Source organism: Streptomyces sp. NPDC044044 (assembly GCF_056434405.1).
On record NZ_JBWKFG010000004.1, the window covers coordinates 428,244 to 441,997 of the forward strand.

11 protein-coding genes are annotated in these 13,754 nt (G+C 69.9%); 6 read left to right on the plus strand and 5 right to left on the minus strand.

Annotated features, from left to right (window positions below; all coding sequences use genetic code 11):
* Positions 1-156 precede the first annotated feature (156 nt).
* The 4 genes from AC07AG_RS17630 to AC07AG_RS17645 all read left to right on the plus strand — a co-directional run bounded on the left by AC07AG_RS17630 (position 157) and on the right by AC07AG_RS17645 (position 4,339).
* Positions 157-1,575 (plus strand): amino acid permease, encoded by a 1,419-nt coding sequence (locus tag AC07AG_RS17630; protein WP_478755972.1) that lies wholly within the window; start codon positions 157-159, stop codon positions 1,573-1,575.
* A 135-nt stretch (positions 1,576-1,710) separates the two neighbouring features.
* Entirely contained in the window at positions 1,711-3,147 is a 1,437-nt protein-coding gene (locus AC07AG_RS17635) for an amino acid permease (RefSeq protein WP_478755973.1), read from the plus strand.
* A 189-nt stretch (positions 3,148-3,336) separates the two neighbouring features.
* Positions 3,337-3,987, plus strand: coding sequence for a superoxide dismutase (locus AC07AG_RS17640; RefSeq protein ID WP_344519972.1), 651 nt, complete (start codon positions 3,337-3,339; stop codon positions 3,985-3,987).
* 142 nt (positions 3,988-4,129) lie between these two features.
* Positions 4,130-4,339 carry a hypothetical protein gene (locus tag AC07AG_RS17645; protein WP_478755974.1) on the plus strand — a complete coding sequence of 70 codons (210 nt, stop codon included), beginning with the start codon at positions 4,130-4,132 and terminating at the stop codon, positions 4,337-4,339.
* Between the two features lies 1 nt (position 4,340).
* Here the strand turns inward: AC07AG_RS17645 and AC07AG_RS17650 are convergent, their stop codons facing one another.
* Positions 4,341-4,979 (minus strand): mycothiol-dependent nitroreductase Rv2466c family protein, encoded by a 639-nt coding sequence (locus tag AC07AG_RS17650; protein ID WP_478755975.1) that lies wholly within the window; start codon positions 4,977-4,979, stop codon positions 4,341-4,343.
* Between the two features lie 163 nt (positions 4,980-5,142).
* Between AC07AG_RS17650 and pepN the strand changes: the two genes are divergently transcribed.
* Both pepN and AC07AG_RS17660 read left to right on the plus strand, forming a co-directional pair.
* Positions 5,143-7,719 carry an aminopeptidase N gene (gene pepN, locus AC07AG_RS17655; protein ID WP_478755976.1) on the plus strand — a complete coding sequence of 859 codons (2,577 nt, stop codon included), beginning with the start codon at positions 5,143-5,145 and terminating at the stop codon, positions 7,717-7,719.
* Between the two features lie 191 nt (positions 7,720-7,910).
* Positions 7,911-8,966, plus strand: a complete 1,056-nt coding sequence (locus AC07AG_RS17660; protein WP_478755977.1) for a hypothetical protein — start codon at positions 7,911-7,913, stop codon at positions 8,964-8,966.
* Between the two features lie 51 nt (positions 8,967-9,017).
* Here AC07AG_RS17660 and AC07AG_RS17665 read toward each other — a convergent pair whose 3' ends face one another.
* The 4 genes from AC07AG_RS17665 to AC07AG_RS17680 form a co-directional block, all read right to left on the minus strand.
* Complete coding sequence (locus tag AC07AG_RS17665; protein ID WP_478755978.1) at positions 9,018-10,193, minus strand: serine hydrolase domain-containing protein; 1,176 nt, start codon at positions 10,191-10,193, stop codon at positions 9,018-9,020.
* A 90-nt stretch (positions 10,194-10,283) separates the two neighbouring features.
* On the minus strand, positions 10,284-12,074 hold the full coding sequence (locus AC07AG_RS17670) for a TIGR03767 family metallophosphoesterase (protein WP_478755979.1): 1,791 nt from the start codon (positions 12,072-12,074) through the stop codon (positions 10,284-10,286).
* A gap of 248 nt (positions 12,075-12,322) precedes the next feature.
* The gene (locus AC07AG_RS17675; RefSeq protein WP_478755980.1) at positions 12,323-12,778 is read right to left on the minus strand and encodes an NUDIX hydrolase; all 456 of its coding nucleotides are present in this window, start codon (positions 12,776-12,778) and stop codon (positions 12,323-12,325) included.
* A gap of 9 nt (positions 12,779-12,787) precedes the next feature.
* Positions 12,788-13,681, minus strand: a complete 894-nt coding sequence (locus tag AC07AG_RS17680) for a pyridoxamine 5'-phosphate oxidase family protein (protein ID WP_478755981.1) — start codon at positions 13,679-13,681, stop codon at positions 12,788-12,790.
* Between the last annotated feature and the right edge of the window lie 73 nt (positions 13,682-13,754).

The following is a 13,754-nucleotide window of genomic DNA, read 5'->3' on the forward strand; positions in this document are numbered from 1 at the left end:
GGCTCTGCACAAAGCGCGGGGGGTACCCCTGCGGGGGGCGTGATGCTCGTCACTGAGGTGGGGCGTGATGGGGGCCCGTTTTGCGCGGGGGGCTCCTGCCCAGGGAGACTGTAGGTTCCCGCCAAAGCCTTGTGAGCCCGAGAGCAGCCTGAGCACATGCACGACGCACCCCCCGATGAATCGGCACCCAGCAGGGTGGGCACCACGGGGACGGAGCCCGAGCCCCTCGGCGGAGGCCTGAAGCAGCGGCATCTGACCATGCTCGGGCTCGGCGGTGTCATCGGGGCCGGGCTCTTCGTCGGGTCCGGGGCCGGGATCGCCGTGGCCGGGCCCGGCATCGTCGTCTCGTACCTCATCGCCGGTGCGCTCGCGATGTGCGTGATGCGGATGCTCGGCGAGATGTCGGCCGCGATGCCCGCGTCCGGGTCCTTCTCCGTGCACGCCGAGCGCGCCCTGGGCCGCTGGGCGGGGTTCAGCGTCGGGTGGCTCTACTGGTTCCTGCTCGTCGTCGTGCTCGCCGTGGAGGCGACCGGTGCCGCGCAGATCGCCAACAGCTGGGCGCCGGGCGTTCCTCAGTGGGCCTGGGTGCTGATCTTCATGCTGGTGTTCACGGCGGCCAACCTCGCCGCCGTGAAGAACTTCGGCGAGTTCGAGTTCTGGTTCGCCGCCCTGAAGGTCTTCGCGATCGTCGCGTTCCTGGTCCTCGGGCTGCTCGCGATCTTCGGGATCCTGCCGGACACGGATCCGGTGGGCCTCACCAACCTCACCGGGCACGGCGGGTTCCTGCCCAACGGCTGGGAGGGCGTGACGTCCGGCGTGCTCGCCGTCGTCTTCGCCTTCGGCGGCCTGGAGGTCGTGACGATCGCGGCCGCCGAGTCCGACGACCCGGTGCGCTCGGTCGCGCGCGCCGTGCGCAGCGCCGTCTACCGCATCCTCTTCTTCTACGTCGGCTCGATGCTGGTCATCGTGACGGTCCTGCCGTGGACGGCGGAGAAGGCGGGCGTCAGTCCGTATGTGACGGTGCTCGACTCGATCGGGGTGCCGTCCGCCGGCACGATCATGAACATCGTGGTGTTCGTGGCGCTGCTCTCGGCGCTGAACGCCAATCTCTACGGCTCGTCCCGGATGGTCTTCTCGCTGGCCGAGCGCGGCGAGGCCCCCAAGGCCCTGCTCAAGGTGTCGGGCGGCGGGGTCCCGCGCCGGGCGGTCCTCGCGTCGGTGGCCTTCGGCTTCGTGTCCGTCGTACTGAATCTGAAGTGGCCGGACTCGGTCTTCCTCTACATGCTCAACTCGGTCGGCGCGGTGCTCCTCTTCGTGTGGGCGCTGATCGCGGTCTCGCAGCTGCGCCTGCGCCGCCGCATCGAGCGCGAGGCGCCGGAGCGGCTCGTCCTGCGGATGTGGGCGTTCCCCTACCTGACGTGGGCCGCGCTCGCGGCGATGGCGGCCGTTCTCGGGCTGATGCTGACCGATGACGCGGCACGGCCGCAGCTGCTGTGGTCGGCGGGTGCGACGGGCCTGGTCCTCGCCGTCGCGGGGCTGCGGGAGTGGCGCGCGGCGCACATGAAACGGGAGTGAACATCTCGTGTCCACATCTTCACAACGTGTGAGCGTCGTGTCCGTATAGCGGTCAGGTGTTCCCTGTCAGCGGTACCGGACTTCAGACTGTGGGCCGCTCGCTCCCCCGTCTCAGCTACTGAACAGGGCACGCCCATGTCTCGGACGTCCACCCCCCAGGACGCATCACCCGACGAGGCCCCCGAGGCCCCCAAGGTCGATTCACCGCTCGTCCACGGCCTCAAGCAGCGGCATCTCTCGATGATCGCCCTCGGCGGCGTCATCGGCGCCGGTCTCTTCGTGGGCTCCGGAGCGGGCATCGCCGCGGCAGGACCCTCGATCGTCCTCGCCTACGCGATATCCGGCGCGCTCGTCATGCTCGTGATGCGCATGCTCGGTGAGATGTCGGCGGCGAACCCGGCGTCCGGCTCCTTCTCGGTCCACGCCGAGCGTGCGATCGGGCCCTGGGCGGGCTTCACCGCGGGCTGGGGCTTCTGGTTCCTGCTCTGCGTCGCCGTCGGCCTCGAAGGCATCGGCGCCGCGAAGATCATGGTGGGCTGGTTCCCCGACAGCCCCGAGTGGGCCTGGGTCGCCCTCTTCATGCTGGTCTTCTGCGGGGCCAACCTGACGGCCGTGAAGAACTTCGGCGAGTTCGAGTTCTGGTTCGCCGCGCTGAAGGTCGGCGCGATCGCGCTCTTCCTGGGCATCGGCGTCCTGGCGATCCTGGGCATCCTGCCCGGCTCGGACGTCTCCGCCCCCGGCACGGACAACCTCACCGGCGTGGGCGGGTTCATGCCGAACGGCACGGACGGCCTGATCATCGGCCTCCTCGCGTCCGTCTTCGCGTACGGCGGTCTGGAGACCGTCACGATCGCGGCCGCTGAGTCCGAGAACCCGGTCCAGTCCGTCGCCAAGGCCGTGCGCACGGCGATGTGGCGCATCGCCCTCTTCTACGTCGGCTCGATGCTCGTCGTGGTCACGCTGCTCCCGTGGGACAACAAGGAGGTCGTCGCGAAGGGCCCGTACGTCGCCACGCTCGACCACCTGGGCATCCCCGGCGCCGGCCAGATCATGAACGTCATCGTCCTGATCGCCCTGCTCTCCGCGATGAACGCCAACATCTACGGCGCGTCGCGCATGTCGTACTCCCTGATCGCGCGCGGCCAGGGCCCCAAGGTGCTCGGCCGCGTCCACAGCGGCGTCCCGCGCCTGGCGGTGCTCGCCTCCTCGGTCTTCGGCTTCGTCTGCGTCCTGCTCAGCTACTGGCGCCCGGACGACGTCTTCCCGTGGCTCCTGAACATGATCGGCGCGATGATCCTGGTCGTCTGGATCTTCATCGCCGCCTCGCAGCTGATCCTGCGCCGCAGGACGGAGCGCGAGGAGCCGCAGAAGCTGGTCGTGAAGATGTGGGCCTACCCGTTCCTGACGTGGGTGGCGCTCGCCGCGATGGCGTACATCTTCTACCTGATGACGGAACAGCCGGACACGCGCAAGCAGCTCCTGGCCACGGGCACGCTGACGCTGGTGCTCGCGGTGATCGGTTTCGTGCGCCAGAAGACGGCGGAGAAGCGGGCGGCGGTCGCCGCCGAGTAGCGACACACCTTTGCGCGAGAGGGCCCCGGGTCGACGGACTCGGGGCCCTCTCGCGTTTCCCCGGACCCGACCCCGGACCTAGGACGAAGGGCTGATCAACTCCGGCCCGCTCCTGCTGCTAGCCTGCACTTGCATATAGGTTGCAATAAGCGTTGCACTACAGCAGAGCAGCAGTCGGAGGGCTCGGACATGGCCATTTACACGCTTCCTGAACTTCCGTACGACTACGCGGCGCTCGAGCCGGTCATCAATCCCCAGATCGTCGAGCTGCACCACGACAAGCACCACGCGGCGTACGTGAAGGGCGCGAACGACACCCTTGAGCAGCTGGAGGAGGCGCGCGACAAGGAGACGTGGGGCGCCATCAACGGCCTGGAGAAGAACCTGGCCTTCCACCTCTCCGGCCACATCCTGCACAGCATTTACTGGCACAACATGAACAGCCCGAAGGACGGTGGCGGCGGTGAGCCGCTGGCCGCTGACGGTGTCGGTGACCTCGCGGACGCCATCACCGAGTCCTTCGGCTCCTTCGCCAAGTTCAAGGCCCAGCTGACCAAGGCCTCGGCGACCACGCAGGGGTCGGGCTGGGGCGTGCTCGCCTACGAGCCGCTCAGCAACCGCCTCATCGTCGAGCAGGTCTACGACCACCAGGGCAACGTCGGCCAGGGCTCGACGCCGATCCTGGTCTTCGACGCCTGGGAGCACGCCTTCTACCTGCAGTACAAGAACCAGAAGGTGGACTTCATCGACGCCATGTGGGCCGTCGTCAACTGGCAGGACGTGGCCAAGCGTTACGACGCCGCGAAGCAGCGCGTGAACAGCCTGCTGCTGGCTCCGTGAGGCGCTGCGCCCACTGAGAACGCCCTGCCTCGTGATCGTCTTCTCAACTTTCGCCGAGGCAGGCGGATGGACGAAAGGCCCCCGTGAGGACATGACTCACGGGGGTCTTTCGGTATGCGGGGTTCCGGGGGACCGTGAGCCCATGTCAGATCCATGGAGGCGCTGCCTGAACTGTGGCGACAAACCCCAGAACTTCCGGAGGCCCACGGGAGCCGCACTGGACGTCGTCATCGCCCGGGTGGGACCCGCCGACGCGGGCAAATACCTGCGATGCGGTCGCGAGGGCTGCCTGCGGGTGCAGAACTACTGGGCCTACCGGGACGGCTTCGACCTGCCCCCGTCCTTCGGCTAGCTCAGTCGAAGATCGGTCCCTGCGTACGCGTCCGCTTGATCTCGTAGAAGCCCGGCGTGGACGCGACCAGGAGCGTGCCGTCCCAGAGCCTGGCGGCGGCCTCGCCCTTGGGCGCGGGGGTCACCACGGGGCCGAAGAAGGCGACCTGCTCGCCGTCCGCACCGGGGACCGCGATGACGGGCGTGCCCACGTCCTGGCCGACCTTGTCGATGCCCTCCTGGTGGGAGGCGCGCAGCTGGGTGTCGTACTCGTCCGAGTCCGCGTAGTCGGCGAGCTCCTCGGGCAGGCCGACGTCCTTGAGGGCGGAGACGACCGCCTCGCGGGTCGGGCCCTCGCCGAGGTTGTGGAAGCGGGTGCCAAGGGCGGTGTAGAGCTTGCCGGTGTATTCGTCGCCGTGCTTCTGCTGGGCGGCGATGACCACGCGGACCGGGCCCCAGGCCTTCGTCTCCAGCATGTCGCGGTACTCCTCGGGCAGCTCGTCGAGCCTGTCCTCGTTCAACACGGCGAGGCTCATGACGTGCCAGCGGACCTCGACATCGCGGACCTTCTCCACCTCGAGCATCCAGCGCGAGGTCATCCAGGCCCACGGGCACAGCGGGTCGAACCAGAAGTCAACGGGGGTCTTGCCGTTCTCGGACATGTCTCTCCCTAGGGAATGCGTGCGCGCTTGGCCAGGGGAACGTCAGTGATCAGGCCGGGCATTCCCGGATACCGCGCGCTGGGGGCACATGCGAGGATCGTAGACATTCGTACAGGTCGTGCGATCCACGACTTCCCCCTGCGAGTACAAGGGAGTACCGCCCGTGCCCGGTGAGAATCTTTCCCGCGACGAGGCCCAGGAAAGGGCCGCGCTGTTGTCCGTCGACGGGTACGAGGTCTTTCTCGACCTGCGCTCCGCGATCGGCGAGAGCGTCCAGGAGCCGCGCACGTTCCGCTCCGTCACCACGATCCGCTTCCGCTCCGCCGAACCCGGCGCCGCGAGCTTCGCCGATCTGATCGCCCCGAGCGTCACGGCACTCTCCCTCAACGGCAAGGACCTGGACCCCTCCGAGGTCTTCGACGGCACCCGGATCACGCTGGAGGACCTGGCCGCGGAGAACGAACTGGTGGTGGACGCCCAGTGCGCCTACAGCCGCACCGGCGAGGGCATGCACCGCTTCGTCGACCCGGAGGACGGCGAGGTCTATCTCTACACGCAGTACGAACCGGCGGACTCACGGCGCGTCTTCGCCAACTTCGAGCAGCCCGACCTGAAGGCACCTTTCCGGTTCTCGGTGCAGGCCCCCGAGGGCTGGACCGCCTGGTCGAACGGCTCCGGTGAACTGGTCGACGGCGTATGGAAGTTCGCCGAGACGAAGCCGATCTCGACGTACATCACGGCTGTCGTCGCGGGCCCGTACCACTACGTGACGGATTCCTACAGCCGCACGTTCGACGACGGCACGACGCTGGACATCCCGCTCGGCGCGATGTGCAGGAAGGGCCTCGCCAAGCACTTCGACGCGGACGACGTCTTCCTGGTCACCAAGCAGGGGCTCGACTTCTTCCACGACCACTTCGACTATCCCTACCCCTTCGGGAAGTACGACCAGGCCTTCGTCCCCGAGTACAACCTGGGCGCGATGGAGAACCCCGGCTGTGTGACCTTCCGCGAGGAGTTCATCTTCCGCGGCAAGGTGACCCAGGCGTCGTACGAGCGCCGGGCCAACGTCATCCTGCACGAGATGGCGCACATGTGGTTCGGCGACCTGGTCACCATGCGCTGGTGGGACGACCTGTGGCTCAAGGAGTCCTTCGCCGACTTCATGGGCACCTTCTCGATGGTCGAGGCGACGCGCTTCACCAACGGCTGGATCACCTTCGCCAACAACCGCAAGGCGTGGGCCTACCGCGCCGACCAGCTGCCCTCCACGCACCCGGTCACGGCCGACATCCGCGACCTGGAGGACGCCAAGCTCAACTTCGACGGGATCACGTACGCGAAGGGCGCATCGGTCCTGAAGCAGCTCGTCGCCTACGCGGGCCGCGACGCGTTCCTCGAAGGCGCCCGGCGCTACTTCAAGCGGCACGCGTACGGGAACACCCGGCTCGGCGACCTGCTCTCGGTCCTCGAGGAGACCTCCGGGCGCGACATGGCGTCCTGGTCGCAGGCGTGGCTGCAGACGGCGGGCGTCAACTCCCTGACGCCCCAGGTGATTCTGAACGCGGAGGGCCGGATCACCGAGCTCTCCGTGATGCAGGAGGCAGCCGAGTCGCACCCCGAACTGCGGCCGCACCGGGTGGCGGTGGGTCTGTACCGCCGTACGCCCGAGGGCGAGCTGACGCGGTACGCACGCGCGGAGGTGGACGTCGAAGGGCCCCGCACGGTCGTGTCCGAGCTGTCCGGCGAGGAGGCCCCCGAGCTGGTCCTGGTCAACGACGACGACCTGACGTACTGCAAGATCCGCTTCGACGAGACCTCCCTCGACACGCTGCGGGCGCACCTCGGCGACATCACCGACCCGCTGGCCCGCGCGCTGTGCTGGTCCGCACTGTGGAGCCTCACCCGGGACGGGCTCATGCCCGCGCGGGACTTCATCGGGCTCGTGCTGCGGTTCGCGGGGCGCGAGAGCGACATCGGGGTCCTGCAGATGCTGCACACGTGGGCGGACTCGGCCCTCACGCACTACGCGGCCCCCGGGTGGCGCGAGGAGGGCGGGCGCGCGCTCGCCGAGGGCGCGCTGCGGGAGCTGCGGATCGCGGAGCCCGGCAGCCAGAACCAGCTGACGTGGGCGAGGTTCTTCGCCGCGGTGGCCTCCTCCGAGGCCGATCTGCAGCTGCTGCGGACCCTGATCGAAGGGACGGCGAAGATCGACGGCCTGGACGTCGACCAGGAGCTGCGCTGGGCCTTCCTCGGTCCGCTGGCCGCGCACGGCGTCGCCGACGAGCAGATGCTCGCCGCCGAGCTGGTCCGGGACGACACGGCTTCGGGCAAGCGGCACCAGGTGCGGTGCCTGGCCGCGCGGCCGTCCGAGGCGGTCAAGGCGCAGGCGTGGGCCTCCGTGGTGGAGTCCGACTCCCTGTCCAACGCGCTGGTGGGAGCGACGATCTCCGGCTTCGCCCAGTCGTCGCAGCGGGAGCTGACCGCTCCTTACGCGGCGAGGTACTTCGCCGCCATCGAGCAGGTGTGGTCCGAGCGGTCCATCCAGATCGGGATGGACGTGGTGAAGGGGCTGTTCCCTCACCTCCAGGACGACCAGGGGACGTTGGACGCGGCCGATCTGTGGCTCGCCTCGCACGAGTCGGCCGCACCGGCGCTGCGACGGCTCGTGCTCGAGGCCCGGGACGACCTCGCGCGGTCGCTGCGGGCGCAGGCCTGCGACGCGGCTGCCGTTTCCTAGGCGAACCGGGGCGGGTGTCCCGCCGAACGCTGCTCGGCAGCTTCGGCGGGACACCCACCACGGAACGTACCGCGCACAAACGGACCTTTTCGGCAGTCGAACGTCTGCACTTTAGTGCGGGGTTGTCCAGTTATGTCGACGGGCGTGTAACAGCGGTTAGGGGGCGGATCGGCAGCGGGAATGGCCCGGTCATGAACCACAACACCCCGCTCTCCCCCCGCCCCCTCCGCCACCTCGCCGACGTCCAGCGACGCGTCATGAGCACCGCCCAGCTCCGCGCCCACGGCGTCTCCCCCGCCGACGTCTCCGCCCACTGCCGCCCGGAAGGGCCCTGGCAGCAGCTGCTCCCGGGGGTCTGCCTGCTGCACCCGGGGCCGCCGACCAGTGAAGAGCGCCTGCACGGCGCCCTGTTGTTCGCGGGGCGGCCGCCGGCCAAGGCCGCGAAGACCGTGCCCGCGCAGCCCGGAGCGGGCGAGCCCCACGCCCCGTACGCCGACGCCCTGATCACGGGACTCGCGGCGCTCACCCTGCACCGCTTCTCGTCGGCTCCCCCGCTGCTCTCCCTGGACCGCATCGACGTCCTCGTCCCGCGCACCCGGCGGCTGCGCTCCACCGGCTTCATCCGGCTCGTGCGGGCCCAGGCGCTGCCGACCGCCGTGCAGATCGGCGGAGTTCCGGTGGCCCCGGTGCCGCGCGCGCTCGCCGACGCCGTGGCGGGCCTCACCGATGCGGGCGCCGTGCGCAGACTGCTCACCGAGGCGGTGCGCGGCGGACACTGCGAACCGGCCGCCATCGTGAGGGAGTTGAACCAGGCACGCCTCCTCACCCGCCCCCATGTCGTGGACGCGGTGGACTCGCTGCTCGCCGAGGGGCGGGCCATCGCCGAGAACCGGATCTACCAGATGGTCGCCGAGCACGGCCTGCCCGACCCCCTGTGGAACGTCGACCTGCGCTTGCCCGGCGGGCCGCACCTGGGAGGCGTCGATGCCTACTGGCCCGATCTGGCCGTCGCCGTCGAGCTGGACACGCGGGCGCCACGGCAGGGATTCCGCCAGGACGACGACGCGCTGTGGTCCGAATACGCCCGCAAGCGCGAGCACTTGGAGCGGCTCGGCATCACCGTCGTCCATCTGACGCCCAAGAAGCTGCGCGAGTCGCTCGAACAGCAGGCGACGGTCGTCCGGACCGCCCTGATGGCATCGGCCGACCGCGATCCGGCCGCGTATGTGGTGGTGCTGCCGCGATAGCCGCCGCAGGAGAGGGGGGCGGGACCCGCACGTCGGGCCCCGCCGGCCACGTCACTTCCCGCAGAACTCCGCGTCCCGGATCACGTTCAGGTCGCCGTCCAGGGTGTTGAAGTTCGCGGAGATCGCATGGCCGCCGCGCTCGGTCGCCAGGGTCATCGACGTCGAGCCCTGGATGTCGCCGCCGTTTCCCCAGACGACGGTGGAGCAGGAGGTCTCGCGCCTCACCAGGCCTAGCCCGTACCCCTCGTTGGGCTTGGCCGGGTCCTGCACGACGGTCTTCTTCATCTCGGCGAGCTGCTTCCTGGGCAGGAGCTTGCCGCGCAGCAGGGCCGTGTAGAAGCGGTTCAGGTCCGCCGCGTCGGAGATCATCCCGCCCGACGAGCCGGCCATGGACGGATTGAGCTCCGTGACGTCGTGGAACGTGGCGTCCGGGGCCTTGGACAGCTTCATGTACGCACGTGAACTCGGCTCCGGCATCGAGGAGTCCGTCTCCGGCACGCTGGTGGCGTCCAGGCCGAGCGGCTCGATGATGCGGCGCTTGATCTCGTCCGCGTACGACTCCCCCGTCACCTTCTTGATGATCATGCCTGCGAGGAGGTAGTTGGTGTTGGAGTAGTGCCAGCTCTCACCGGGGTCGAAGTCCGGTTCGTGGCGCATGGCGATGGCGACCTGCTGCTCGGGGGTCCAGGTGTCGTAGCGGTGCGCGAGGAACTTCTCGGTGAACATCTTCTCCTGGTAGCCGGGGTCGCTCAGGACGTCGTAGATGCCGCTCGTGTGGTTGAGGATCTGGCGCACCGTGATGGCGTCGCCGTCGTGGCCGTTGCCCTCGACCACGCCCGGCAGCCACCGGCCCACCCTGTCGTCGAGGCTCAGCTCGCCCTCGGCCACCAGCTGGAGTATCACCGTCGAGACGAAGGTCTTGGTGATGCTGCCGACGCGGTAGCGGTCGTGGGCGCCGCGCGGGGTCTGCCGTTCGAGGTCGCCGATGCCCGCGGCGGAGTTCCAGGTCCCGTGCTTGTCCCTGGCCTGGGCGGTGACGCCGGGGGCGTCCTCGTTGACCGCGGCCTCCATCGCCTTCTGTGTCGCCCGGTGCCGGTCGCCGTGTCCGTGTCCGTGTCCGCCACCACCGGGCTCCCCTGCGAGCGCCGGCGCCGCGAGCGCCCCCGCCGCCACCGTCATGGCCACCGCTGCGGCCACGCCCGCCAGGCCTCTTCCGCGTACTGACATGTCTCCCCCTCCGCTCATCACGTGCTGTCGGCGGGAGGGACTCGTGGGCCTGGTGAGGAGGTTGACAGCCGCGTGCGGGTTGAGCGGTTTTCAGCCTTTCCTGAGGATCAGTTCCGTGTTCCGGTCGCCCGGTTCGCCGCCCAGCGCGGGCTTGGCGCCGGGGGCGTTGAAGGACAGTTCGCGGTAGAGCGCGGCGAGGCCGGTCTGGGAGAGGTCCGCGTAGTCCGTGCGGTGCGGGGCCGACGACTCGATGAGGGTGGTGAACAGGGAGATCGTGCCGTCGTGGTTGTCGCTCAGCTCCACCACGCGGGCCAGCTGCGGGAAGTCGATGTGCGAGGCCGTGGAGACCTCCCAGAACGCACCGCGCGGGGTCTGGTGCGCGGTGATGGCGTTCTTGTGGCTGTGCCCGTTCACCCAGGCGAGGACGGAGGAGTGGCGGCCCAGCAGGGAGACGATCTCGTCGCCCCCGTGCCGGGCCTCGCGCGGACGCTCCGGATCCTGGCGCAGATTGCGCATCGTCCTGCTGGTGTGGTGGCTGAACACGACGACGTACGAACCGCCGCCGTCCTTCGCCTCGTTGGCCTTCAACTCCCGCTCCAGCCAGTCCAGCTGGGCCGTGCCGAGCGAGCCTTCATAGTGGCCGCCGGGGTCCGTCGAGTCCAGGCTGATGCCGAGCACGTCGTCGCTGATGCGGAAGGAGTAGTACTGGGTGCCGGAGTCGAGGTTCTCCTGCGTGTAGCCGTGGCCCGCGGGACCGTGGCCCTTGTACGCCGGGTCGAGGTGGGCCTTGACGTACTCGGCGGGGGTGAAGGGCGCGCGGCTCTCGTCCGGGGTGACCGAGCGCATCCGCCGCGCCTCGCTCTTCAGGAGCTCCTTGAAGTGCGCGCCCTTGGGGTCGCGGCCCTTCTTGACGGCCTTCCACAGGGCGGCGCCGCGCGACTCGTCGAGGGACATCAACTTCCGCCCGCCGACGGCGAATTCGGAGAAGTACGAGTCCCCGGGTCCCCAGCAGCCGCCGGGCAGCGCGTCGTGGTTGCCGACGGTCGAGTACCAAGGAAGGCCGAGACCGGGGCTGTTGACCTCGCGGAGCGCCGCGTCGAGGAAGCCGTCGACCCGCGGGAAGCCGAGGGCCTTGTCGGAGTCGCGGAGGTCGTCGTCCGGGTGCCAGTACAGCTTCAGGCCGCTGTCCTGGACGCCTTCGTAGCGGCGCGGGTCACCGGTGTTGGGGTTGATGCGCCCGCCGCTCATGGTCTTGAGGAACCAGTCGAGCTCGGAGCGTGAGTTGTTGTCCGTGTTGTCGCCCGTCGTCACCACGCAGTGCAGCGGCGATCCGGTGGCGGGCGCGCCGCGCAGCGCGTTGACCCGCTCGACGAGCGCGACCGCGCCGGCCACCGAGAGGGCCTCCTGCGGGCGCCAGGCGCTCGCGGTCTGGGAGCGCAGATACTCGTACCGCAGCGGATGCTGCACGTCGACCAGGTGCAGGTCGGTGAACTGGACGAACGCGGCGAGCGGGGTGCGCCGCCCCTCTCGGCCGCTCTTGGGCTCGGCGAGGTCGCCGCGGACCACCCGGTCCCAGGCGGGCCCGTCCCCCAGACGCCGGTAGCCGGAGGCGCCGCGCGGGGCGGCGACGGTACCGAGCGTGGTGCCGCCCCGGTAGGGCATCAGGGGCGCGGCGGGCGCCTGCCGGGAGAGCGCGACGGGCGCGGGCCCGCTGGCGGCGGCGTGGCTGGTGGCGGGCCGCAGGGCGTAGCCGATACCCGCGGAGAGGGAGACGGCCCCGGTGGTCGCGAGGAAGGCCCGGCGATCCACGGAGGAAGCGGCACGCGCGGCGGCGTGGGTGGCGGACTGGGCGGCGGTGGCGACAGAGCGTGTGCGCGACATGGCGCGGTCTCCCCGATTGCAAACGCGTCGGCAGTGGTCGCGGGCAGCTCCGCAGTGGGCGAAATTCCCGCTCGTACTGGATCGTTGACATCCGGGATGACCTGCACGTTAACGAGACCGCAACGGGCAACGCCGATCACCGTACGTGGATCATCAGGCACCCTGTGCAGTCATGAACCCCTCTCCGGGCGGAGAGGAGGCGGTCACTCCACGTTCATCTTCCGGGGAAGGGAAGGTCCAGCGGAGGCTCAGGAGGGGACCGCCAGGTGTCCGTCGTCGGGGCGGGTGCGCCACAGGTCGAGCCCGATGTCGACGAGTCCGACCCGGTCGAGGCCGGCGACGGCGTCCAGCGTGTGCCAGGCCGCGAGATCGGTCGAACCGTCCCGCTCGTGCCGCAGCTCGCCGCCGGTGATGCGCGCCTCGTAGACGATGCGCAGGCCGTGGAAGTCGGCGACGGCGCCGAGCTTGCGCGGATAGCGGCGGCGCAGGGAGTCGACACCGAGCAGCACGACGGGCTCGATGCGATACCCCGTCTCCTCGTCGGCCTCGCGGATCACCGTGTCGTACGGGTCCTCCCCGTGGTCCATCCCGCCGCCGGGCAGCGTCCAGCGCTTGCTGCCGTCGCCCGCCACCCAGCGGGCGAGCAGCAGCTGCCCGTCCTGTACGCATACGGCGTAGGCCGCCACCCGGAGCTCTTTGTTCACAGAGTGACGCTAGTCCCCCTGGCCCGGATTGGCAGGGGAGTACTCCGGAGCGGTCCAGCTCCAGGGGCTCGCGCCGAAGGTCTCCACCGCCTCGGTGAGGGTGAAGCGGACCGTGCGGGACCCGTCGTCCGCGTACTCGGTGCGGGCCGTGCCGGTGAGCTGGAGGGTCATGCCGGTCACCCAGTCGAGGAAGAGGAGGCCGGCGCGGGGGTCGGTGGTGAGGTTGCCGAGGGACAGGAACATGGAGTTGCCGGGGTAGTCCCGCCACACGAGTTCATAGGGGGAAGGGACCTGGACGAAGCCGGGGTTGCCGCCCCGGTGACTGGCGTCGGCGCCTTCCGCGTGGACGGTGGCGAGGAAGAAGGTGTCCGCCTCGGCAATGAACGCACGCTGGTCGCCGGTCAGCTTCACTCCGTGGCGGGGCGCGGACGGGCGGCCCGCCATGGCGCCCGGCGGGAGCTCACGCTTCTGGATGTACTTGGGGCAGTTCGAGAAGACCTGATCGGCCTCGATCGCCAGACCCCGGGGGGTCGGCCGCGCCCGTCCGTTCAGGCGCATGCGGCGGCGGGTGCGGGGGTCCAGGGCGATGGTGCCCACGGGGGTGCCCTCCTGGGCGAGGGCCTGCGCGAGGGGGTCGGCTCGGCGCAGGCCGCCCACGACCGATATCTGCTGCGGCCCCGTGGCGCGCACGAACCCCGGTTCACCGGTGAGCAGCGAGGCCCAGACGGCGCCCGCCGGGTCCGCGCCGCCGATCACCAGCATGGGCTGGATCTCCAGGAAGGCGGCGGCGACGGGGCGGATGCCGCCGCCGATGGACCGGCCCACGTGATCGGCCGTTTCCCGCACGCCGACGAGGTCCTGAACGGCGCGGGAACCGTGGTGGTACGGGTCGTGCGGGGTCATGTCACTCCCGGGCAAACGGGTGGGCAGGTGGGCGGGTGGGGGAACTCCGCCGCGAAGCGGCGGGTCAGTCGGG

Bases quoted from the DNA above. Each gene is read 5' to 3' on its own strand.
- AC07AG_RS17630 (WP_478755972.1), top strand. From the start codon at position 157: ATGCACGACGCACCCCCCGATGAATCGGCACCCAGCAGGGTGGGCACC.
- AC07AG_RS17635 (WP_478755973.1), top strand. From the start codon at position 1,711: ATGTCTCGGACGTCCACCCCCCAGGACGCATCACCCGACGAGGCCCCC.
- AC07AG_RS17640 (WP_344519972.1), top strand. From the start codon at position 3,337: ATGGCCATTTACACGCTTCCTGAACTTCCGTACGACTACGCGGCGCTC.
- AC07AG_RS17645 (WP_478755974.1), top strand. From the start codon at position 4,130: ATGTCAGATCCATGGAGGCGCTGCCTGAACTGTGGCGACAAACCCCAG.
- AC07AG_RS17650 (WP_478755975.1), bottom strand. From the start codon at position 4,979: ATGTCCGAGAACGGCAAGACCCCCGTTGACTTCTGGTTCGACCCGCTG.
- AC07AG_RS17660 (WP_478755977.1), top strand. From the start codon at position 7,911: ATGAACCACAACACCCCGCTCTCCCCCCGCCCCCTCCGCCACCTCGCC.
- AC07AG_RS17665 (WP_478755978.1), bottom strand. From the start codon at position 10,193: ATGTCAGTACGCGGAAGAGGCCTGGCGGGCGTGGCCGCAGCGGTGGCC.
- AC07AG_RS17670 (WP_478755979.1), bottom strand. From the start codon at position 12,074: ATGTCGCGCACACGCTCTGTCGCCACCGCCGCCCAGTCCGCCACCCAC.
- AC07AG_RS17680 (WP_478755981.1), bottom strand. From the start codon at position 13,681: ATGACCCCGCACGACCCGTACCACCACGGTTCCCGCGCCGTTCAGGAC.